Origin of the sequence: Synechocystis sp. PCC 7509 (assembly GCF_000332075.2) — a bacterium.
In the GTDB taxonomy this organism is placed as follows: domain Bacteria; phylum Cyanobacteriota; class Cyanobacteriia; order Cyanobacteriales; family Chroococcidiopsidaceae; genus Aliterella.
Window position 1 is genome coordinate 3837173 of sequence record NZ_ALVU02000001.1, and the last position, 24271, is coordinate 3861443.

Annotated in this window: 13 protein-coding genes and 2 CRISPR repeat arrays; of the genes, 3 read left to right on the top strand and 10 right to left on the bottom strand. The window is 39.5% G+C overall.

Going from position 1 to position 24271, the window contains the following annotated elements:
- The first annotated feature begins 81 nt into the window (after positions 1 to 81).
- Together mnmG and SYN7509_RS0219290 are read left to right on the top strand one after the other, a co-directional pair.
- Positions 82 to 1989 (top strand): tRNA uridine-5-carboxymethylaminomethyl(34) synthesis enzyme MnmG, encoded by a 1908-nt coding sequence (gene mnmG / locus SYN7509_RS0219285; protein ID WP_009631222.1) that lies wholly within the window; start codon positions 82 to 84, stop codon positions 1987 to 1989.
- 26 nt (positions 1990 to 2015) lie between these two features.
- Positions 2016 to 2588 (top strand): TIGR04376 family protein, encoded by a 573-nt coding sequence (locus SYN7509_RS0219290; RefSeq protein WP_009631223.1) that lies wholly within the window; start codon positions 2016 to 2018, stop codon positions 2586 to 2588.
- Between the two features lie 2 nt (positions 2589 to 2590).
- Here SYN7509_RS0219290 and SYN7509_RS26450 read toward each other — a convergent pair whose 3' ends face one another.
- The 10 genes from SYN7509_RS26450 to SYN7509_RS0219345 all read right to left on the bottom strand — a co-directional run bounded on the left by SYN7509_RS26450 (position 2591) and on the right by SYN7509_RS0219345 (position 23044).
- The gene (locus tag SYN7509_RS26450; protein ID WP_038021033.1) at positions 2591 to 2797 is read right to left on the bottom strand and encodes a hypothetical protein; all 207 of its coding nucleotides are present in this window, start codon (positions 2795 to 2797) and stop codon (positions 2591 to 2593) included.
- A gap of 78 nt (positions 2798 to 2875) precedes the next feature.
- A CRISPR array of direct repeats spans positions 2876 to 3555; the repeat unit is 37 nt.
- Positions 3556 to 3567: 12 nt separating this feature from the next.
- A protein-coding gene (locus SYN7509_RS29325) for an IS630 family transposase (RefSeq protein ID WP_148297905.1) occupies positions 3568 to 4451 on the bottom strand; the annotation gives its coding sequence in 2 pieces (ribosomal slippage) (positions 3568 to 4122 and positions 4125 to 4451; 882 coding nt in all).
- Between the two features lie 88 nt (positions 4452 to 4539).
- Positions 4540 to 13112: a CRISPR direct-repeat array (repeat unit 37 nt; unit sequence GTTTCAATCCCTGATAGGGATTTGTAGTAATTGAAAT).
- Positions 13113 to 13347: 235 nt separating this feature from the next.
- A complete protein-coding gene (gene cas2, locus SYN7509_RS0219310; RefSeq protein ID WP_009632569.1) occupies positions 13348 to 13638 on the bottom strand; it encodes a CRISPR-associated endonuclease Cas2 in 291 nt (96 codons plus the stop codon).
- A gap of 6 nt (positions 13639 to 13644) precedes the next feature.
- Entirely contained in the window at positions 13645 to 14649 is a 1005-nt protein-coding gene (gene cas1d, locus SYN7509_RS0219315) for a type I-D CRISPR-associated endonuclease Cas1d (RefSeq protein WP_009632568.1), read from the bottom strand.
- A gap of 20 nt (positions 14650 to 14669) precedes the next feature.
- Positions 14670 to 15263 (bottom strand): CRISPR-associated protein Cas4, encoded by a 594-nt coding sequence (gene cas4 / locus SYN7509_RS0219320; protein WP_009632567.1) that lies wholly within the window; start codon positions 15261 to 15263, stop codon positions 14670 to 14672.
- A gap of 25 nt (positions 15264 to 15288) precedes the next feature.
- The gene (gene cas6 / locus SYN7509_RS0219325) at positions 15289 to 16116 is read right to left on the bottom strand and encodes a CRISPR-associated endoribonuclease Cas6 (RefSeq protein WP_009632566.1); all 828 of its coding nucleotides are present in this window, start codon (positions 16114 to 16116) and stop codon (positions 15289 to 15291) included.
- A 173-nt stretch (positions 16117 to 16289) separates the two neighbouring features.
- Complete coding sequence (cas3, locus tag SYN7509_RS0219330) at positions 16290 to 18566, bottom strand: type I-D CRISPR-associated helicase Cas3' (RefSeq protein ID WP_009632565.1); 2277 nt, start codon at positions 18564 to 18566, stop codon at positions 16290 to 16292.
- Complete coding sequence (cas5d, locus tag SYN7509_RS0219335) at positions 18556 to 19317, bottom strand: type I-D CRISPR-associated protein Cas5/Csc1 (protein WP_009632564.1); 762 nt, start codon at positions 19315 to 19317, stop codon at positions 18556 to 18558. The genes cas3 and cas5d overlap by 11 nt, the downstream gene beginning before the upstream one ends.
- Before the next feature lie 3 nt (positions 19318 to 19320).
- A complete protein-coding gene (cas7d, locus tag SYN7509_RS0219340; protein ID WP_009632563.1) occupies positions 19321 to 20337 on the bottom strand; it encodes a type I-D CRISPR-associated protein Cas7/Csc2 in 1017 nt (338 codons plus the stop codon).
- A gap of 13 nt (positions 20338 to 20350) precedes the next feature.
- Positions 20351 to 23044: a hypothetical protein gene (locus tag SYN7509_RS0219345; protein ID WP_009632562.1), complete on the bottom strand. Its 2694-nt coding sequence runs from the start codon at positions 23042 to 23044 to the stop codon at positions 20351 to 20353.
- 334 nt (positions 23045 to 23378) lie between these two features.
- On the opposite strand from SYN7509_RS0219345, the gene SYN7509_RS0219350 reads away from it, so the two are divergent.
- Positions 23379 to 24227 (top strand): helix-turn-helix transcriptional regulator, encoded by an 849-nt coding sequence (locus SYN7509_RS0219350; protein WP_009632561.1) that lies wholly within the window; start codon positions 23379 to 23381, stop codon positions 24225 to 24227.
- Positions 24228 to 24271 lie beyond the last annotated feature (44 nt).

Genomic DNA, 24271 nt, shown 5'->3' on the forward strand with positions numbered 1-24271 from the left:
CGCAATTTAGTCTAGCTGGAGATTGATTCCTACTCTTGGTTGTGCCTGGTTTAAAATTAAAAATAAGTCTCCTTTAGAAAAATGACGCTCCCTGAATTTCAAGATACTTTTGATGTCATCGTAGTTGGCGGCGGTCATGCAGGCTGTGAAGCCGCCCTAGCCTCTGCCCGTTTGGGCTGTCGTACCCTATTACTTACTCTTAACTTAGACAAAATTGCTTGGCAACCTTGCAATCCCGCCGTCGGTGGCCCAGCTAAATCACAATTAACCCATGAAGTAGATGCTTTAGGCGGCGAAATTGGGAGAGTAAGCGATCGCACCTACCTACAAAAGCGCGTCTTAAACGCCTCTCGCGGGCCTGCGGTGTGGGCATTACGGGCGCAGACAGACAAGCGCGAATATGCCCAAGTAATGAAAGGGATTGTTGAAAACCAGGAGAATCTCACCATCCGCGAAAGTATGGTAACGGATTTAGTTATTGGCGCTAATGATGAAATAGTCGGCGTTGAGACTTATTTTGGTGTAGCTTTTCAAGCGAGTGCCGTTATTTTGACTACAGGGACATTTTTGGGCGGAAAAATTTGGGTAGGTAATAAATCAATGGCTGCGGGAAGAGCGGGAGAATTTGCCGCCGAAGGATTGACCGAAACCTTGAATAAACTAGGGTTTGAAACTGGAAGGTTAAAAACTGGGACTCCCGCAAGAGTAGATAAAAAGTCTGTCGATTACAGCAAGTTAGAACCCCAACCCGGCGATGAGGAAGTACGCTGGTTTAGTTTTGACCCTGATGTATGGGTAGAAAGAGAGCAAATGCCTTGTTATCTTACTCGTACTACTGCCCAAACTCACCAAATAATTAGAGATAATCTGCATTTATCCCCAGTTTACGGCGGTTGGGTGGATTCTAAAGGGCCGCGATATTGTCCCAGTATTGAAGATAAAATTGTCCGTTTTGCCGATAAAGAAAGCCATCAAATTTTTATCGAACCTGAAGGGCGCGACATTCCCGAACTTTATATACAAGGCTTTTCTACAGGTTTGCCCGAACCTATCCAGTTGCAAATGCTGCGGACTTTGCCAGGATTAGAAAACTGCGTCATGCTACGCCCAGCTTACGCGGTGGAATACGACTATTTACCTGCAACCCAGTGTTATCCAACTTTGATGACCAAAAAAGTTCAAGGTTTATTCTGTGCGGGGCAAATTAACGGGACTACAGGCTACGAAGAAGCAGCAGCGCAAGGGATTGTGGCGGGAATTAATGCGGCGAAATATTCGCAACATCAAGAAATGGTGATTTTTCCCCGCGAACACAGTTATTTAGGTACATTAATCGACGATTTGTGTACTAAAGATTTAAGAGAACCTTACAGAATGCTGACAAGTCGCTCGGAGTATCGGTTATTATTGCGATCGGATAATGCCGACGAACGTATGACACCTGTAGGAAGAAAAATTGGTCTAGTTAGCGATCGCCTTTGGGAATTATTCACCCGCAAACAAGCTAACATTACCGCCGAAAAAGAACGGTTGCACTCAACGCGCCTTAAAGAACATAGCGATATTGCTAAATTAATTGCCTCAGACATCCAACAAGCAATCAAAAACTCAATTACTTTGGCTGACTTGCTGCGTCGTCCCGGCTTCCATTACGCTAATTTGGCAACCTACGGACTAGATAACCCCACCCTTACCACCGCCGAAAAAGCAGGCGCAGAGATTGATATTAAGTATTCTGGTTATTTGCAACGCCAGCAACACCAAATAGATGCAATTTCCCGTCATGCCAATCGCCCGTTAAAAGAAGATTTGGATTACTCAACCATTGAAACTCTTTCTAAAGAAGCAAGAGAAAAACTATCTAAAGTCAAACCTTTAACTATCGGTCAAGCTTCTAGAATTGGTGGAGTTAACCCCGCCGATGTGAATGCTTTGCTTGTTTATTTAGAGTTTCGCGATCGCAAAGCACATTCAACCGTTTTAGCCTAAAATATTTACTCTGAGGAGTCCTAAAAGTGGGATTATTTGATGATTTCAGCCGTTTTCTTGAAAGTCGTTTAGAAGAATTTTTAAAAAATAATCCTCACTTAGAGTTAGAAGCACTTTTAGAACAGTTGCGCGAACAGGAAGAAGATACTTTAAGGCTAATAGCTGAATTACAGTTGCAAGAAAAGCGCAGCCAAGATGAAATTCTCTCCAAAGCGCAAGATATTCAACGCTGGCATATTCGGGTAGAAAAAGCAAAAACCGCTAATAGGCTAGATTTAGCCGAAGCCGCCCAGCAAAGAGAAGCAACCTTACTAAGAGAAGGAAATCAACGATGGGGACAAATGCAAGGCATAAAAGAGCGCATCACTCAAGCAAAAGAACTCCTAAAACGCATCCAGCAGCGCCGCCAAGAGGTGCAAACTAAAATAACTGAGTCTCAAGCAACGCGCAATAGTTACGGGGCTTCTCAGCGCCTAGAAACCGCCGGATGGAATCAAGCCCGTACACCCTACGGCGCACCAGATGATTTAGATGATGCTTTTCGCCGTTGGGAAACTCAAGACGAATTAGAGCAGATGAAGCGAAATATGGGACGGTAGAATTATTCGGGCTTTTTGGGATGTAGGAGCGCCAATACTTCATCTTTTAACGGCAACAAAAAGCCCAGGCGCTTATCTGTGTTAGAAGCCACTGCCAAAACTGCCCCGCCTAAAATATAAAAAGGCAGTGGTAAAGTTACATTTTGCGCCCATTGATAGAGTTCAGCGATCGCAAACAACACTAAAAAACAAGATAACCAAACTTTCATATTGACAGGTGGGAAAGGTTTTGTTGAGCTTGTAAGCTCACTGTTGAAGATAATAGCGGTATTTGACTGTAAGCTTATGTTTCAATCCCTGATAGGGATTTGGATTAATTGAAATTAGACGTTGGATTAGAGTTTTTCTACTCAGATTCGTTTCAATCCCTGATAGGGATTTGGATTAATTGAAATGATTGGGAGTTAGCCGCAATGCGATCGCGTAATGTTTCAATCCCTGATAGGGATTTGGATTAATTGAAATAAAAGTTAAATGCGATCGCACATTTTTTAGAGCGGGTTTCAATCCCTGATAGGGATTTGGATTAATTGAAATCCCAACTTCCCGGTGGTTGCGCTCCCAAAATTAGTTTCAATCCCTGATAGGGATTTGGATTAATTGAAATAAGTTATACGAACCCCAGCGTAAATTATGCCGGTTTCAATCCCTGATAGGGATTTGGATTAATTGAAATAAAGAATGAAATTTTAATGAGTCAGGAGACAACAGTTTCAATCCCTGATAGGGATTTGGATTAATTGAAATACGGATCTCAAAAGCAATCGGCAAGAATAACTGAAGTTTCAATCCCTGATAGGGATTTGGATTAATTGAAATTTGCTGCTATATCTCCCAAGCACAGTTTTAAAATACGTTTCAATCCCTGATAGGGATTTGGATTAATTGAAATTTCGGCTGACTGCCCATTGATAACCCGTTTAACAGCAGTTTCAATCCCTGATAGGGATTTGGATTAATTGAAATAATTGATATAGCGCTACGGGAACACGTTAGGACAGTGTTTAAAGGCGGCATCTACACAATCATGAAAGTTGTCAAATTCGTTCCACCGCTGCCGCATCCAGTTCTTGAGTACAAACCACCAATGTTCGATCTTGTTCAAGTCTGGAGAATAGGGGGGAAGATACCATAACTCACATCCCGCCTCTGCTACAATCTCGTCAATTGCCTGGGAGTGATGAAAACTTGCATTGTCAATGACGATAACATCACCTGGTCGCAATTGAGGGATAAGACACTGCTCTAACCACATCTCGAATAAGTTACGGTTACAGGAACCCACAAATGTCATTGGTGCAAACACTTTCCCTTGGCGTAGTGCTGCGATCCAACTGACACGCTCAGTACGCTTACCAGGTTTGAGAGCATAGAAGCGTTGTCCAACCTCACAATAACCATAGGGATAGTCATCTCGGTTGTCAATCCCTGCTTCATCAACATAGATGATTTGAGCAGCAGATAAGGTCTGTAGTTGCTCCTGAAATCCTTGACGTTTTAACTCATCCCGCTCTCGGTATCCATAGGTTTTTTTTTTCGACTTGAGCCAAGCTTACGCAAGGCATCACTGATGTTCTGCTGACTCACCCCTTCGCCCCACAACACAGCCATTTGCCCTTGAGTCTTGCCTCCATGTTGCTTCGCAAATTCACGAAACCTCTGCCAATCACTGATTTTATGTCGATTTCCCTGTTGATAGTGAGTAATCGCTTGACAGTTGCCAGTTTGTTCCTTGCGCTTCAGCCATAGGTCGAGTGTGTTGCGACTAATGTGCAACATCCGGCTCACATCACTTTTGCGTTCTCCTCTCTCAACTGCTGCAATCGCCTTTTGGCGCAGGTCTTCACTGTAAGGGGCGGGCATAGGTATTGTTTGATACTCTCGTTTTTCTATTATATGTCTTAATATGAATTTGTAGGGCTATAGCAATCCAAGACTCCCCAAAGAAAAGGTTTCAATCCCTGATAGGGATTTGGATTAATTGAAATACTTGAATTAATCTCTGATTATTTGATAATTGGTGAGTTTCAATCCCTGATAGGGATTTGGATTAATTGAAATTGTAGGCGGTCAGGCTGCAACTATCGATATAGTAGTTTCAATCCCTGATAGGGATTTGGATTAATTGAAATAAATCCCAGTGTTTGGATCTAAGGTTTGACGCTCAATGTTTCAATCCCTGATAGGGATTTGGATTAATTGAAATTACCATGCATCCTTCTAATGCCGATATAGACAAGTTGTTTCAATCCCTGATAGGGATTTGGATTAATTGAAATAATTGGCGCTGATGAATATCTCCCTGAGTTGCACTAAGTTTCAATCCCTGATAGGGATTTGGATTAATTGAAATCATTGGTTAAAGTCTTAGTAAAAATAGCACTGCCTGTGTTTCAATCCCTGATAGGGATTTGTAGTAATTGAAATTACCGTTATGTCTGGATGGAGGGCAGGCAGCTAAGTTTCAATCCCTGATAGGGATTTGTAGTAATTGAAATCAGGCTACGATTCTGGTTTCCCCGGCGCTGCACCTTACGTTTCAATCCCTGATAGGGATTTGTAGTAATTGAAATTTGCGCCGAAAGTAGGTAGCGTATCCAAGTCTAGAAGTTTCAATCCCTGATAGGGATTTGTAGTAATTGAAATGATTTTCTAATCTTGTAAAGGAATCAAAAGCAGAGGTTTCAATCCCTGATAGGGATTTGTAGTAATTGAAATGCTCATCTATTAATTCGGTATAAGGCGAAGAATTGTTTCAATCCCTGATAGGGATTTGTAGTAATTGAAATTTTCTGGTGTTCCTGCTGCTGCTATGGCTATAGCTCTGTTTCAATCCCTGATAGGGATTTGTAGTAATTGAAATACATTTATATGCTAAAAATGGCAATTGGGCATAGCGTTTCAATCCCTGATAGGGATTTGTAGTAATTGAAATTTTCCCGATGAAAGTTTATACAGTTCTTTTAGGTGATGTTTCAATCCCTGATAGGGATTTGTAGTAATTGAAATGCTGGAAAAGCCAGATTTAGCGTACTTTTTGCCACGTTTCAATCCCTGATAGGGATTTGTAGTAATTGAAATTTGTTTTCTTCTCCACTTAAAATTTCTTTTGTACGTTTCAATCCCTGATAGGGATTTGTAGTAATTGAAATTAGAGTAGACATTAATATTATTCCTAGATTTGCAAGTTTCAATCCCTGATAGGGATTTGTAGTAATTGAAATCGAACTTTTGCAGTATTATAGAAATCATGGATCTGTTTCAATCCCTGATAGGGATTTGTAGTAATTGAAATATTTTGGAATCCACGCAGATATGAATGTTCAAGGGTTTCAATCCCTGATAGGGATTTGTAGTAATTGAAATCAAGTAGTTTACGCGATGCGCTTTCGCTTGCTCGTTTCAATCCCTGATAGGGATTTGTAGTAATTGAAATAGTGCGATCGCGTACCTTATTTAATAAAGTAGCTGTTTCAATCCCTGATAGGGATTTGTAGTAATTGAAATTTGAATACGATCCATAATTACTGCCTCAATTATTTGTTTCAATCCCTGATAGGGATTTGTAGTAATTGAAATCAACTATTGGCTATTCTGTAAATGCGGTTATCAATGTTTCAATCCCTGATAGGGATTTGTAGTAATTGAAATGCTAACGCGAGACATAAAGACTTTTCATCAAAGCACGTTTCAATCCCTGATAGGGATTTGTAGTAATTGAAATGAGAATTACCCCTAGCCGGTAATTATCAAAAGTGCTGTTTCAATCCCTGATAGGGATTTGTAGTAATTGAAATCATATCGTCATGAGGCGAAATCGGAATATTATGCGTTTCAATCCCTGATAGGGATTTGTAGTAATTGAAATCATTTACTCTTTGTTTATTAGCAACAGCAAAGCTCGTTTCAATCCCTGATAGGGATTTGTAGTAATTGAAATAATATTGAATAGCTATTTGCTTGTTATCTTTGCCCTGTTTCAATCCCTGATAGGGATTTGTAGTAATTGAAATTTCCATTGGCTCAGTAGATGGAAAAAAGGGAATTGGTTTCAATCCCTGATAGGGATTTGTAGTAATTGAAATACTCATGCCCCAAATGCAAGTTAGAGATATGCAGAGTTTCAATCCCTGATAGGGATTTGTAGTAATTGAAATCTTAAAAATTTTACAAGAAATCCAGGCGATCGCTTTTGTTTCAATCCCTGATAGGGATTTGTAGTAATTGAAATGCTTTTTTATAAGCTTTTTATTTGTACCTCAAAAAATGTTTCAATCCCTGATAGGGATTTGTAGTAATTGAAATAATCTTGCATACACTTCGTGGGATTGAATGCCTTTGTTTCAATCCCTGATAGGGATTTGTAGTAATTGAAATACACGAACATATATATAGATCGCGCGCGTGTATTAAGTTTCAATCCCTGATAGGGATTTGTAGTAATTGAAATATTAGCTATAACCCTTATTAATTACGCACCTTAAGTTTCAATCCCTGATAGGGATTTGTAGTAATTGAAATCTGTTTGCGGCCCAACTTGTGGTTCTGGCAATTGACGTTTCAATCCCTGATAGGGATTTGTAGTAATTGAAATAGTAAACTAATGAGAAACAACAACCCAGCACACCACGTTTCAATCCCTGATAGGGATTTGTAGTAATTGAAATTTACAGACTTTTGGTGGTATTTCTTCAGTTAACAAGTTTCAATCCCTGATAGGGATTTGTAGTAATTGAAATCTGGAGTTACATTTTCATCGCATTGTATATCATTTAAGTTTCAATCCCTGATAGGGATTTGTAGTAATTGAAATTGGTAAGTATGGAGATAAGTTGGTATACAAAATCCGTTTCAATCCCTGATAGGGATTTGTAGTAATTGAAATATATATATTGAAGAATTAAGAGAATGGAAATTCAGCGTTTCAATCCCTGATAGGGATTTGTAGTAATTGAAATAAAAGGGTCACATACTTTTTCTTCAAGCATCGCATGTTTCAATCCCTGATAGGGATTTGTAGTAATTGAAATCCAAAGTATCCAAAGCTTTTCGATGGTTTCTGCCCCGTTTCAATCCCTGATAGGGATTTGTAGTAATTGAAATAATTGCTTCAATCTTTGAGCAATTCACTGAAAAAAAGGTTTCAATCCCTGATAGGGATTTGTAGTAATTGAAATAGGTATTGGTAGCGCTAATAATTGCTGCTTCTTTATTGTTTCAATCCCTGATAGGGATTTGTAGTAATTGAAATAGCCCCAGACGCAAATAAGCCTTTACTGTTTATAGGTTTCAATCCCTGATAGGGATTTGTAGTAATTGAAATGATGCCATGTACAACCCATAGTTGCTATCACTGCCAGTTTCAATCCCTGATAGGGATTTGTAGTAATTGAAATCTTTAAGATGCCTTTATTAAGGGCTAATTGCTCCGGTTTCAATCCCTGATAGGGATTTGTAGTAATTGAAATGTTTTTCGACTATTGCTTGCAGCATTTAAAATGGGTTTCAATCCCTGATAGGGATTTGTAGTAATTGAAATCTGAAAGAGTAAAGAAACGAAAGCACACCAACACGTTTCAATCCCTGATAGGGATTTGTAGTAATTGAAATGTAGAGCTACCATGAGATTTAATATTACTATCTAAAGGTTTCAATCCCTGATAGGGATTTGTAGTAATTGAAATTTTTTAACAATTCTACCTATTTTAAGCCAATCTTGATGTTTCAATCCCTGATAGGGATTTGTAGTAATTGAAATTTTACTCCACATAGTTGAGAGTATTCAGGATCAAAGTTTCAATCCCTGATAGGGATTTGTAGTAATTGAAATTACTAGCTAATACAGCTAATTGTTTAAGAACATTAGTTTCAATCCCTGATAGGGATTTGTAGTAATTGAAATGTCTATCGCCCGTACTACGTAGCTGCTTACTTTATGTTTCAATCCCTGATAGGGATTTGTAGTAATTGAAATAGCTAGTTATTCGTCTGTGACTTCTACTGCTGCAATGTTTCAATCCCTGATAGGGATTTGTAGTAATTGAAATTAAGCTTCACTTATTAAGGCTTCCATCCCGATAGGGTTTCAATCCCTGATAGGGATTTGTAGTAATTGAAATGATGATCCCAACTGGCTTACCAGGAGGCGGTACAGGTTTCAATCCCTGATAGGGATTTGTAGTAATTGAAATCAGTGCAAGCTCTGTAACACCAAAGCTTGCACCTTAACGTTTCAATCCCTGATAGGGATTTGTAGTAATTGAAATCCTTGGGCGGCTAATTGATGACTTTCTGTCCATTGGTTTCAATCCCTGATAGGGATTTGTAGTAATTGAAATCTTGAATCACGAATTGCCGAGATTAAAGCAAAGCGTTTCAATCCTTGATAGGGATTTGTAGTAATTGAAATTAGGAAGTATTACCTTAGTTCTTTGTGTAAAGAAGTTTCAATCCCTGATAGGGATTTGTAGTAATTGAAATCTTTCAAATAGATTATAGAACCGGTACAGGCGATCAGTTTCAATCCCTGATAGGGATTTGTAGTAATTGAAATTATCGTATATACTTGGATGGTGTTCTGGTACAGACGTTTCAATCCCTGATAGGGATTTGTAGTAATTGAAATTATAATCGATCTTCCCTTTGAAGTTCAGCAGTACGAGTTTCAATCCCTGATAGGGATTTGTAGTAATTGAAATCTTTTCTGTAGCCTTTCAGTATTGTATTAAACCCGTTTCAATCCCTGATAGGGATTTGTAGTAATTGAAATTTTCAAAACTTTAGTTTGCTTTACTCTAGTAGTCTCGTTTCAATCCCTGATAGGGATTTGTAGTAATTGAAATCTGCGCAGTATTCACATATCCTAGAATCCTCTGTAGCGTTTCAATCCCTGATAGGGATTTGTAGTAATTGAAATACCTAATTGTGGAGTTTGAGCCAGCTTTGACAAAGTTTCAATCCCTGATAGGGATTTGTAGTAATTGAAATGCTTTTTTGAGCCGTTGCAGCGCCGCCGGAAAATTGTTTCAATCCCTGATAGGGATTTGTAGTAATTGAAATTTGGTTTGCAGCCTTTACATTTTTGTCAAACCTACTGTTTCAATCCCTGATAGGGATTTGTAGTAATTGAAATGCAGTGCAAGGATTAGAATTTGTGAGCTTGTCATCAGTTTCAATCCCTGATAGGGATTTGTAGTAATTGAAATTGTTCCCTCATTTTTACGGTGCTACCTAGAGGCAGGTTTCAATCCCTGATAGGGATTTGTAGTAATTGAAATCTCACGAACGCGATCGCAAGATTAAAGAGGTATTCGTTTCAATCCCTGATAGGGATTTGTAGTAATTGAAATTACTTAATACCGTCACTGTCAGTGGCGGTTATGTGTTTCAATCCCTGATAGGGATTTGTAGTAATTGAAATCTCATTACTCATTGGCGAATCAGCAAGAATTACTCCGTTTCAATCCCTGATAGGGATTTGTAGTAATTGAAATCTTAGTAGAGGCTTTGCAAGCAGCTTGGGCATTTGTTTCAATCCCTGATAGGGATTTGTAGTAATTGAAATTTGAGCAAGGAGCAGAGTACACGGGGAAAATAGGTGTTTCAATCCCTGATAGGGATTTGTAGTAATTGAAATCTTATCCTTTGATTGATTTAGGTATCACCAAAGAAGTTTCAATCCCTGATAGGGATTTGTAGTAATTGAAATAGGAATAAACGGAAGATTGGTAACAAAATTGCTGATGGTTTCAATCCCTGATAGGGATTTGTAGTAATTGAAATCTTAATAGATGACCTAGAGAATAGCAAACTAAAAGTTTCAATCCCTGATAGGGATTTGTAGTAATTGAAATAGGAAACCTTTGGGGGTAATCAGCTAAAAAGGGAGTTTCAATCCCTGATAGGGATTTGTAGTAATTGAAATTTTCGACAATGAATACAAGGCGCTTCTTTTGTGTTTCAATCCCTGATAGGGATTTGTAGTAATTGAAATCTTATTGCCGCCGCGATCGCCTATGCCGCAATCGAGTTTCAATCCCTGATAGGGATTTGTAGTAATTGAAATATTGTGCTACTCACATATTCAGCTTTAACTGCACCTGTTTCAATCCCTGATAGGGATTTGTAGTAATTGAAATTTGCAAGTGGTGCAACAAATCCCTTGAGTTTCAGTTTCAATCCCTGATAGGGATTTGTAGTAATTGAAATGCCTTTAAGAGCGGCATCGTAAGCGCCTGAGATGTTTCAATCCCTGATAGGGATTTGTAGTAATTGAAATCTTTTCAAACACGATTTTCCCCTAAATTCAATATCGTTTCAATCCCTGATAGGGATTTGTAGTAATTGAAATGTAAAGAGCGTTTAGTTGATTCATTTGAATCGGCAAGTTTCAATCCCTGATAGGGATTTGTAGTAATTGAAATAAAAGCCTAGACTTCAGTTAAAAATCCACTATGTCGTTTCAATCCCTGATAGGGATTTGTAGTAATTGAAATCTGTCACTCAAAATCGCATAGTTCACGACTTAGGTGTTTCAATCCCTGATAGGGATTTGTAGTAATTGAAATTTCACCCCATCAGCTTCTAGTAAGTTGTTACTAGTTTCAATCCCTGATAGGGATTTGTAGTAATTGAAATATCTCTTGTTCACTGTTCAACTCGCACCAAATAATAGTTTCAATCCCTGATAGGGATTTGTAGTAATTGAAATATTATCCCAATCAAAACGGGGATCGCTTATTTTGTACGTTTCAATCCCTGATAGGGATTTGTAGTAATTGAAATAGCTGATAGTGCAACAGTTCACCTTGGGGATTATGTTTCAATCCCTGATAGGGATTTGTAGTAATTGAAATCATTCCTGTTGTATGGCAATGATCTATCATCGGAGTTTCAATCCCTGATAGGGATTTGTAGTAATTGAAATATTTAGAGCCGAATAGAAGCCGCCTATCTTTTGCAGTTTCAATCCCTGATAGGGATTTGTAGTAATTGAAATTAAAGAAGAAGCAAGCAAGGAAATTAAAAACTGATGTTTCAATCCCTGATAGGGATTTGTAGTAATTGAAATTGAAGTGCGCGATCGCCTTGGTAGTTTGAGCGATCCGTTTCAATCCCTGATAGGGATTTGTAGTAATTGAAATTTTTCCCCTCACCCACTTCATCGTCTGTACGTCAAGTTTCAATCCCTGATAGGGATTTGTAGTAATTGAAATAAACGGCAAAGACTACACTTCTGCCCTAATTGAAAGGTTTCAATCCCTGATAGGGATTTGTAGTAATTGAAATTTGTCAATTGATGAGGAACGCGATCGCCAACACCTGGGTTTCAATCCCTGATAGGGATTTGTAGTAATTGAAATTTTACCTCAAAGCCCTATGTTTCTACTTAAACCTGTTTCAATCCCTGATAGGGATTTGTAGTAATTGAAATGGATACCATTTGATTGCGCCTTTATTTAATAATGCCATGTTTCAATCCCTGATAGGGATTTGTAGTAATTGAAATAGTTGAACTTCCGCCAAACCCGTTAGCGCATCCTTGTTTCAATCCCTGATAGGGATTTGTAGTAATTGAAATTTGTTGATAATTCTTGATTATTGCCTAACCTTTTGTTTCAATCCCTGATAGGGATTTGTAGTAATTGAAATTTTTTCTAGTTCCTTTGCCTTTTGGATTAAAGAATTGTTTCAATCCCTGATAGGGATTTGTAGTAATTGAAATAGATTACAGGCTTACTTTACGATGGTTCTAAATACGTTTCAATCCCTGATAGGGATTTGTAGTAATTGAAATCTTTTTGGGGGCATGGGAGGATCTAAAGATATTAGTGTTTCAATCCCTGATAGGGATTTGTAGTAATTGAAATGGAAGTACAGAGATACTTTACATCTAATACCCTAAGTTTCAATCCCTGATAGGGATTTGTAGTAATTGAAATTAGCGGGTAGAACTGTTTGCCCATTGCAAGCAGCGAGTTTCAATCCCTGATAGGGATTTGTAGTAATTGAAATAAATTACATTTTGTCTCAATTAGGTACTGCTATCGAAGTTTCAATCCCTGATAGGGATTTGTAGTAATTGAAATATCGCCTCTGATACCCTTGGCGACTCTTTGACCTTAGTTTCAATCCCTGATAGGGATTTGTAGTAATTGAAATGACAGTTTTATACGCACTCGGTTATAGGCTACCAGTTTCAATCCCTGATAGGGATTTGTAGTAATTGAAATAGTTCCATACACCGATACAGCAACACCCAAGGACACGTTTCAATCCCTGATAGGGATTTGTAGTAATTGAAATCTGCTCTTAACGCCATGAAGGATGCCGATGATGCTGGGTTTCAATCCCTGATAGGGATTTGTAGTAATTGAAATCGAAAGCGATCATGTATAAGCAGCAAAGGTAAATTAGTTTCAATCCCTGATAGGGATTTGTAGTAATTGAAATTAGGAGAACTCAAAACACTGCTTTTCGCCTATCTCGTTTCAATCCCTGATAGGGATTTGTAGTAATTGAAATAACGGAAACCTGAAAATCTTACTATATTTGATTTTCAAGGTACAGTTGCGCGATATTAAATAATTATACCATTCAAAACGATAAAGGTTGTCAATATCCATAAGAACGATCGCCTAAAAACCTTACCATCACCAGTTATCAAACACTGCGCGATCGCCCATCCGCCTCCTTGTACCATCAAACTACTATAGAGAAAGACTTTCAGCGATTTTTAGCTTCATCTCAATTAAAACAACTACCCCTCCGCGCTGGAGGCAAAAAATATAGTCTCGTCGCGGGGTTGTTCTCCACCAATTCGCTCTACTTTACCTTGACAACAGGCACACAGAAAATAAAAGCGGATACTGTCAGAATCTGGCTTAATTAACTTACTTAAACGCGATCGCAATTTAGCATATTGCGTATCTGTCAAACTCGGACACTCAAACACGCTCAACTGCACCCATTGACCGTAAGATTTCAAAATATTGAATATCTTAGTTCGTCGCTTATTCTCCGTTATGTCGTAAGTAATCAAAACATTCATGGCTGTTCACTTCAAAATTAAAGGTGGATATTTCTCTATTTCTCCCATCAAATATTTGGCTAATAATCTTGCCTGAATTTCAAAGGCTTCTCGATAGGTACATTGTTTCTGCAAAACTGGATGCTTAAACTTTGACTGCTTTTTGAGTTCGTAAAGACGCAAAAAAGTTCGCAATCCTTCTTTCGTTAAAGAGACAGCATTGCTTAAGGGTTCGGTTGTAAAATCGGTGGGTACAAGACTTCGCTTATTTAACGCCGCTAGAACCACTGCATCGACTACCAAAGGGCGAAACTCCTCCATTAAGTCTAAGGCTAGGGAAGGACGACCATAACGCTCGACGTGCAAATAACCTAAATAAGGGTCAAAGCCTACAATATTGATTGCTCCTTGAACATCGTGACGCAGTAAAGAATAACCAAAGCTGAGTAAGGCATTGACGGGATCGGTAGGTGGGCGACGATTTCTATTTTTAAATTCAAATTCTGAACCTTTAATTAATTGGTCAAAACAACCAAAATAAGCCGCACTCCCCGCGCCCTCTAAGCCTCGCAGCGAATCAATGGCATTTGTTTGGTCAATAGGCGCGATCGCACTTTCTAAACGAGTTATATTAACTTGCAAATCAATTTCGCTACATTCTCTTTGTCTGCGTAAGAGTGTATGACGATAGTTTTTGAGTTTACCTCGCACAAAACCCCGAACTCCATGCACTGCTTGGGGTGATTCGCCTATAGCTTGCCATTGCGCTTTCCTGACAAAGATGTTTTTTGTTACTTCTGGTTCTAAACGTCCCAAATAGCGCCCGTTGGTTGTCAGAAAAGTTAATGGAATGTGTCGCTCTAAAAGTTCATAAATGGCTGCTGGCGAAACTGTAGCCCGTCCGATAACAACTACACCATCTATTTTAATTAAAGGTACGTCTAATAACGTTTCTTTGTTGGCTTTGACACTGAGGCGCTCGTCTATTTTGCCAATAAAAGCATCTTGTTCGGTTATATAAACTGTTCCCACTGGGTAATCTCCTTAAAAACTTATGAGTTGGATTCTTGATAGCGTTTTACTTTGTCGGCGGCTTGGGGTAAACATTGCTCGTAAAGGCTGCATCCCTGACAGCGCTTGCTATAAATAGCTTTGGGCATTGTTCCTGTTTGCAGTAAAGTTTGGACTAATTTGATAGTTGCGATCGCACTATTGCGTAATTCGGCGGTTATTGGTACAGTTTGGCGTTGATGAGAATGGGTGTAGTACAAATATCCTTGAGTAACGGTTTTGCCTGTCATTTCCTCTAAACACAAGGCTTGAGCGCAGACTTGCAACTCGTCGTTATCCCATTCTCCTCGATGTCCGCGTTTGTATTCGATGGGATACCAAACGCCGTTATTTTCTTCGATTAAATCCGCTTTACCAATCAGGCGATATTGCTCGGATTTTAACCAAATTGCCCGAATTTGCCTGATTTCTTCCCGGTGTCCTTCTCCTAAAGTGTGGATGCGATCGTGTAAGCTAGTACCTTCAATGGTGTATTGGTTGTCAGTAAACTCTCCGGCGCAAAACATCCGCCAGCAACGATGAGGACAGTAGGAGTATTGATTTAGGGCGGCAATGGAGATATATTCGTTATCCATAGATAGTTTTTTTAGTTTTTAATTGTCAGATAGTTTTACGGGGGGCAGTTTTTAGCCTTCTTACCATTCCCATTCCCATTGGTGTTTTTCGTCCAACCCCACTAAATAAAGCAAAATCTGTGATCGCATTAATCTGTTTAATTTTCAATGGTTCGACTTCGCCTAAAATCCGATAACAAATATTGCCAACACAGCCGATAAACTTGCTGCGAGCATCGGCAACTATTTCGGTGCGAATATCAAAATAGCTAGGAAAGATAGCTTGGGTAATATCTGGAGATAATTCAATGTTGCTGTATTTATGCCAACGGTTAATTAAACTGCTAAAAATACATTCTCTAGTGGGTAAAGCGCTGTCAAACTCCTGTTGGCGAAAGGCGGTAGGAGTATAAAAACAAAAATTGATTTGGCGATCGCTTTCTGAGGCTTGCTCGTATAGTTGACTGTAAGAACAATAATTTGCCCAAGGTTGCGTTGATTGGGGAGTACCTAAAACGCTAGTAATCTTTAAATCCGCCGCTCCCAGATGCCAAGCACGGGTAGGATTGAGGTTAAGCCAAAGTTGAGTAAGGTTACTAAATAAACCTTCATCTAACAGAGAAATTCTTAGCCAACAAGGTGTACCAGCTTCAATAGTTTTAGTATGTTCCCATTGCAGTTTAGGGTTGCTAGATACTTGTAACGGGCTGAGGGTAAAGGCTTTGTGGGTTTTGTCAGCGTGGAGGCGATCGCCCAGGGTTTTATCTACAGAACTAACTAAGGTTAAAAACAAGGCGTGTACGTGCTTTCCACTCAGATAGCCAGGAGAAATAGGTGATTGAGGAATGATATTAAGGACTAAACTATGTGGCATAGGTTTTTAAAATTAAGTTGTCAATTTGCTGAGAAACAATAGACTTCTTGCGTAATAATATTTTGCCCCCCTAACCCCCCAATCCTGGGGGTAACCGGAGTTTAAAGTCCCCAAACTTGGGGGATTTAGGGGGCGCTCCTGGATTTATATAAGAGGTCTAATGTCCTAAATGCCTAAGCGATGAAACATTCATCATCAGGAAGGCGCAACTGTTTACTTTTCATTGATATAGCTAAGATTCCTGCTAGTTCTGGTAGAAAGCAGTATTCTTTCTCCATGTCGTTGCAAACAACCGTAATTGGGTAGGATACAAGCCTTTCTTTGCGGAGTTGGTAAATAGCCGCAGCATTAGCAATCGGGCAAATAATCACGCCAGCTATTAAATGTTGTTCGAGTTCCTTTAATAAAGGCGTTGGTGCGATCGCTCCTCCCTGTTTGCGGATAATTCGGCAATTAGAAAAAGCAGTTAGCTTGTTGAGTTCTGTGTTAATAAAGTTCTGCCAGGTATCAAGATAACGTAAGCGAAAACTTAATTCATAAGTAGCTTTAGCTCGATCTGTTACTTCAATAAATTCACCATCTTTCTCAAATTCGTAGTATCGCAACAAGTGAATAGGATCTAAAACGGTTTCATCAGATTCATCTAATAACAAGCCTTTAGGATCGCGGATAGGCAAACTATTAAACAAACCAGAGCGGAATTTAAACAAAGGTGCATAACTAGCACTCCAAACTTCAGCAAAGTTTTTTAGTTCTTTAGCAGCTTCAGCATCTTCAAGAAAAAGCTGTTCGTATTCTTCTATCTTTGTCTGTTCTGCTTTCAATTGCTCGGCTTCAGCAGGATAATAGACTTCTAAAAATTTTCTAACAAAAGCCTGACCACCCTTGATATATTTCCACTTAGTTTTTAAAGACTTTTCCGATTCGCGGGCAATGTTTTCAGCACCTATTAAAACTCGCATTCTACGGCGGCAATAATTCCAATCATGACTTCCGCCTAAAGTCATTTTTAGCGTGTCAAAAAGCTGTGAAATAAACTCGTGACTAGATAAACCTGTAAGCAATTCCTCTATTTCTAAGAGGGGGCGCGCAATTTCTAAAAGTGCTTCTGAACGCCAGTAAGCTTGCAAAAAAGGCTTGTCCAGACACGGAATGTTATCGAGAGTGCGTTGAAGGGCTTCCCGTCCTCCCGAACAGTCAAGAGATGATAAGCCTTCGTCCCAGGCGCGATCGCTTAAATAGGCGATCGCATCTGAAGATATATTAGTCTCAGTTTTGCCTAATACCCGTCCCACTCGTCCCAAACGTTGCCAAAATGAAAAGCGATCGCGGGCTGAAAAAATTAACCAATCTAGATTTTGTCTTGTAGGTTGAGGATTTCTCTCAAAGTTAAATCCCACGTCTACGGTACTTGTTGCTAATATAATTGGTTTTTGGGCGGCGGATTTGCGTTCAGCAGAGGGCGTAGAACCTGTAATTCGTCCAAACTTACCGCCGAGTCCTTTTGCATACAATAAATCTGCCAAGCGATTGATATGGTCTTTAGCGTCAAGAATAACAGCACCGTTGCGATCGGGGTGTTTTTGGAAACGTTCGGCTACTTCGTTTGCTAACTCTGTTAACCACTGTTCCTTGTCAGTTTGCGATCGCAATTCAAGATTTACCGATGTCTGCGATGGTAAAAGATGAGAGTTGCAAGTCTCGCCATCAATACGAGCGATCTTGACTCCTTGGGCTTCTAAAGTTTGAAGTGCTGCTGCACAAGCGGGTTCTGGTGTAGCTGTCAACAGGACAACTCGCCGCCCATTTTTAAAGAAGCCAAAAATATGAGAATAAGCTAAATAAAATAGCAACCCAACTAGCTGTTTAGCATCATAAAGATGAAATTCATCGAAAATGACAGTAGCAAACTTACTGTAAAAACTACTAGCTAAATTAACGCGATCGAGCTTGTTATAAGCAAAAAATGTAGCGTAGTAAAAAATATCAGGGTTAGTAATTAAAAGAATTGGCTGATTAGCACCTACATCGGAGAAAACAGTAGCCGGATTGCGAAGAACATTGTATAGTTTTTCTCCAGGACGATTACCAACTTTATCGTTAGCCCATGCTTTAACTTCTTTGGCAGAGGCAGATTTAACTATATGAGGTAAACCCGCTTCTTTGACAAACTTTTCGGCGGCTTCCTTTTGCTGTTCTACTAAAGCATTTGTCGGCGCAATGTAGATAGCATTTTGCTGTGGTTCGTGTAATAAAACTGCTAATCCTGAGTCGGTTTTTCCTGTGCCAGTTGGGGCTATGTTGATGATAATGTCGGCGTTACGAGATTTTTCAAATACTTCTACTTGGTGCTGAAGTGCATTATTTTTAAAAGCCAGTTCATCAGGTAAAGATGCACAGCCGGAAATACTGCGAGGTTCAAGTTTAGTAAATAGGGTTTTATTGGTCATTGCTTGTACTTCCCGCGCAAAAATGTAAGTTAGCAGGAACAATCTTTTCTCCAACTTGCCAAGCTGCACCTCGGAAGTGAAGATTTTTTAGTAAAGGTGCAGGAGGCATAGAAATTAAATCGAAGGATAAAAGCTCTAAGTTTGGTGGTATATCGGCGGCGCTTAGGTAGTGTTGACTTTGATAATCACCATCTGGTAATAAAGTTATGTCAAATTTAGAGATAACATCTACTCTAACTTTGCTCATGAATTTACCCACCCGAATATAGTTTGGTAGTTCTCGATTACCAAATACCAAAGTTTGAAATTTATTGCCACGCGCGATCGTTCTTAATCGTCCAGTTTGAGGAAAATTGCTTGCTCTAAATGAGTTTGGTTTCTTCCCTTGTCTTTGAATTGGTACATCTTCCCGCGCGGTAGCAACACGGTTATTAGTCATTGCGTACCAATAGGAATCAGAAAGAGCATTAAATCGTTCAAATCTGTAATTAATACCGTTTACAGGTGAAGCGGGTAATACATAACATTCTTGTGCCAAAGGGATTAAATCTTCTTTGTAGGTTGGTCGTCCTGTAGCCATACCTTGAAGGCGATAAGGGGAATTTACCCAGCCAAAAGCATAGGCTAAAGCATAATTCCCGATCGCTCCTTCAGTGTAATAGGTATCTGACAACTCCCTAGAGGCAAAAAATACTGGTTCTGCACACCATAACTCAATAAGTCTTGCCTGTTGAAAGGGAAGTGTTGACATAGATTAGCTTTCTGCCTCAACAGTTTTTTTGTTCTTAGCTTTGCTCTTTTTCGACTCCGCCGCAGGTTGGCGAAAAGGCTCGTAGGATTGACTTAATCGCTTTAAAAACTCATCCCGTTGACTTTCCGACCAGTTATTATCTACATCTGCAATCAAATTTGTTATTTCTTCTTCAGATAACTGCACAGAAACACCTCGTTTATTAGTCCAAGTTGAAATTACTTGCTTGGTTGCTTCAATGAGCAAATCGATATTTAGCGGGTGTTCTAATGGTTGTGCTAAAACATCATAGGTAGCTTGTACCAATTCCAGAGAACTAGGAAGTTCGCTGGTACTGCCAAATATGCCTAATATTTGGTTTTCCATACGTCCAACTCGACTAGAAACCGCACCATAGCGGCTTGTGCGATGAATAATCCCAATTACATAACGCAACTCATCGGCGGTTACATCTTTAAGGGTGACTACATCAAGAAAATGAACTCCTGGCTTGATGTATTCGCTGGTATTTAAGGCAGTGGAGGCATTACCATTTTGATCGCGCATAGTGCCATTTTCGTAAATAGCGTTAATAGTGCGATCGCCTAAAATATCCGTAGCAGGTAAAACACTAAAAGCGTCTTCCGTCCAAATTCGGCTTTTTTGAGCGCCACCGCCACCAGCCGCGAAGCCGTAGAGAAAACAATCTACGCACATTTCGCAGGGTGCATTAGTATTTAATGAGCAAAGAGAGCCTTCTTTGGGGCTAGTGTAAAAAAGTTCGTGCGCTCTTAAAAATTCTCGTCCATACCGCCGTTCTGGTGCTACTTGTTTGCGTTTAGTCATTACCAAACGCTGAATTACAGATTTGTCTACTAATCCAGCTTGGACAAATTCACTACACATTGGTTCGCCAGAGCCTTCAGTACGAAAAATTGTTTCAGACTCGGTTTTTCTGAGAATAATTAGACTAATAAACCGTCCTTTGGGGAAGTTTTCGTAAGTTTGGGCAAGGACGGGGGATAGTTTGTTAATTGACATAAAAATCTCCTAATTAATTAGATGTGGTAGTTTCGTCGGCATCGTCTTCGGATTTTTTCTTTAACTGCTGTTGCGCTTCTTGAAAAAAGAACAGATAAGCAGCTTCAAGAGTGTCTTTATCGTTCAAAAGCTTTTCAGGACGAGAGTTATATACATCTTCGTAAAGATTGCGTAGAACTTGGTAATATTGCTTGACTTGCTCATATTTAGTAGAACCAACACCATGTTCGCGGATACGGTCTAAGCGAGTATGATATTGCTGAACTAAAGCAGCAAAAAGTAAGTCTAAGTCCATGTGAGATTTTTGAGAACGCACTGCGGCTGTAAAAGCCGTAAAAGGTTCAGATAAAGAGGTACGTTTAAACGAACTTCCCCGCAAACTAGCAGTAGCAGCAATTTGGCTTGCTTCTCGCAAATACTTAGTTAAAAGTGTATTTTCAGTAGACATAAAACTCTCCAGTAAAGTATTTAAAGGTTCACGAATCCGAATCCAGTTATGTTCTAGATTTGGTTCATTTTGTTCGCGCAAAATCCAGCGCAAGAGAACATAATAAAGTTCAATTGGTCGTGTAGCAGCACGGGCTAAATCGTATAAACAATCATCCGCTTTCTGAATGCTGGCAACAGTTATAGCAAGTTTTCCTATGCAGCGCAGTCTAGTAAGAATCTTCTCCGCATCTTGACGTTTGACATATTGTCCATCGCCAAGTAAAGATTGAAGTGAAGCTGGAATCCTGCTAACTTGACCATACATATTGTTAGCTGAATCTATTTCTAAACTTGAACCTAGAATAAAAGGAAAACCAAATTCTAAAGACAACGAAAGTTCTAAAGCTAATCGCAAAGATTTAAGTAAAGCAACACTTGTATTTGCATCTCCCCAAATTAGAGGAATAATAACAGTTGTATGGACAAAATCAGGACGTTTAGGTAAAGCAAGCCCAACAACTTTGTTAGCCTTAAATTCTAAAAAATTGTCTCGATATAGCTTAACATCATCAACAGTTACCGTACCACCTTCAGCATTTGTAGCCGCAAGTTGTTGTAAATATTCTCTCCATATTAACAACAGTTCTGGACAAGAACCTTTAGGTAAAGCTAGGTGCAAATAAAGCGGATCTTGTTTTTTAACTGCGGGAAAGTTTGCTCCCACTGCCATAATTTGATAGGACAAAGCGGCTATTAAATCTGCTTGCCTTTTTGGTTCTGAACTTATACCCCCAGGCAAACGATTAGAAAATATTTGCACTTTTGTACCTGGCGGCATATTGTCCGAAATCAAGTCATCTGTTTCGCCCAAAGTAGACCCTAAAGAACAGCGCTGTCTAGGATTTGTTTCTATATAAGAATCTAAATAAGCGCCTCCATTAAGATAATTAGTATTAGGTAAATTCAGCATTCGAGCAACGGCTGTCACCATTTCTGTAGAGGCTTCCGCAAATTGGCTTTTTTGCGTACTTTCTTTTCTCAGTTGGAAAGATTCATGTAGGGCTGCAATAATACTCTCGTTTCCATTAACAACGGCTTTTGCGGCAAAAAGCGATCGCCCATACTGTCCGTTAAATGGCTCAAGGGCTGTTCTTTGTTGCTCTGTAAGCCCCACATGACTAGCGATTTTGTCCCAAACATCTTTTGGTGATAGTCCCGTTTCTCGGTAGCTAAGATACGCGGCTTTCAACCCTTCGGCGATCGCAAATTCTTCGGCATTACTTACAGGCTGTAAACCAACATTGGCAGCATTTTTTACCGCATCATCCCCTGCTGTCTCTCCCCATTTTATAATGTCTTTTGCTACTTTTTCTGCTTTAAATCCAGCCTTCTTTTTTTCTAAAAGAGCCTGCACATTTAGCAGCACTTCTTCTATATTCTGTTGTATGGCTTGATGAGCAATTTTGATTCCATCTTTAGTAGGTCGTACTAATTGTTGAATGTTATTGCCAAAAACTTCATCTATTTTCGTTTGCCAAACTGCGGCTATTTCTGTAGTTAAATCAACCTCTGGTAAAGCTTCACCTTCAAATATTTCTCCATCAGGAAAAATTGCTAAAGGAGTCAGCCCATACTTTTTAAAGACCTCCTCGCAAGCACCTAGTAAGAGCGCTGTAATGTAACCCTTGTCTTCAGATAAGCGCACCCGCAAAAGTTTACAAGGTCGTCCTAAAGCAACGGTCAATTCTGTTTGAACTTTACGAAAGCGATCGCGCTCAGGAATCCCTAAATCGAACAAATCCGCCCCGGTTATCATCGCCGCCCAGCGATCTATTGCTGGATCTTCAGGTAAAAATATTGCCCCGTCGCTGCGGTTATGTCCAGAATGACGCTCTATTAGCTTTCTAACTAGCTCAAAGTCATCTTCAGTGACAACAAACTGACTAACACAAGCCAAGTTCAGTTGTTCTTGTAAAAATGCCCGATCTCTAGCTAAAGTTTTGACGTTGCGCCCTTTGGGATCTAGTTTATTGAGGTCATGAACCGCCGTTGCAGCTAATAGTTTTGGTCGTTTGTCTTCTGGTACTCCTGCGAGGCGACTAACGGTTAACATGAATTGACAAGCCGAATCTAGATGTTCAGCTAGGGTTGTCCCGGTTCTGACTCCATACTGATAATGGGCTGCATGGCGATCGTACAGTAAGGGTCTAATTTCACTAAAATATATTTCCTCTAAGCTTTTTGGAGGACGGTTTAAAAGCCGACGCTGATTTAACATTTAAAAATATTCCAATTAATGACTCGTGTGTTTCAACAAAAAATTTCAATTTTTCAAAAACATCTCAGGGGTAATAAACTTCTTATCTAAAATTGGAGTCTTATTTGTAACGAGTTTCTAGGCTGAATGCGTAGATATCAGCAATCAGCAAAGTGTAGAGGTAATTTGCAAATTACCAACTAACAACCTTAGAGTTCCCAAATTATTCAAAAAACAAACAATCTCAAATTATCTTTTAGCTTGCAGTGTTTTCTTATTTGCTAGTGCCTTCAACTACAGCTACAATAACTCTAAAACCTGGATGATGTCAAGTAGTGCATTTACACTTTAGTTAATGGCAAGAAAAAAAGAGACAATTACACTTTCAATTCCCCCAGGAACAAAAGAGCAATTAGAAGAACTCGCCCGTCGCCTAAACATCCTGTGGGGCAAAGAGCCGAGCGTTTCAGGGCTAATAGTTGCGATCGCCCAAAAACAGCTAGAAGTGGGGCAACCCTTTACTCTCAACCGCGAACGAGTCAACGCTTTAATGCCAGCAACTACAGGCTTAGTTGATGCTGGTAATATAGAAGCCGCCCAAATTGTACTTGCACTTTTATTGGATAAAGGTACACTTGAAACTCCTCTGCGTCAGTCTCTACTTAAGCAAGTTAGCGATTCTAGGAAGGGATGGCGGTTAGAAATTGATAACCTAATCGACAAAAAACAGCCTTTCCATCTTCTTTATCGCAATCCCCAAGACCAAGAACTTGAATATACCGTTCGTTACGGGGAGATTTGTTTCTACGAAAAACGCTCTTATTTATTGGTTTGGTGTGACGAAACCCAAGATGCTGAAAAAACTATCCCTAATTTACCTGAACTTTGGCATAATCGCTGTTTGCGTTTAGACCGAGTTGTGTCAATTTTGCCCATTAGTGGCGATTGGCGGGGTCAATTAGATTACTTAAAAGTGCAGTTACACTTTAAAAGGGGATTAGTAAAATCTTACGAATTTAAAGAGGATGACTTAGAGGAGGAAATGAATGGAGAAGTGCGGCAGGTGGTGCGGAAAGTAGTAAATTATTTTTGGTTGAATCGGGAAGTACGACGATATGGAAAAGATTGTGTAATTGTGTCGCCAGAAAATGTCCGCGACTGCTTTAAACAAGAACTGCAAGAGCTTTACAATCTATATTTTTAACTAGAAAAGCGATCGCACTTGGCAATTAAACTAGCGCGATCGCC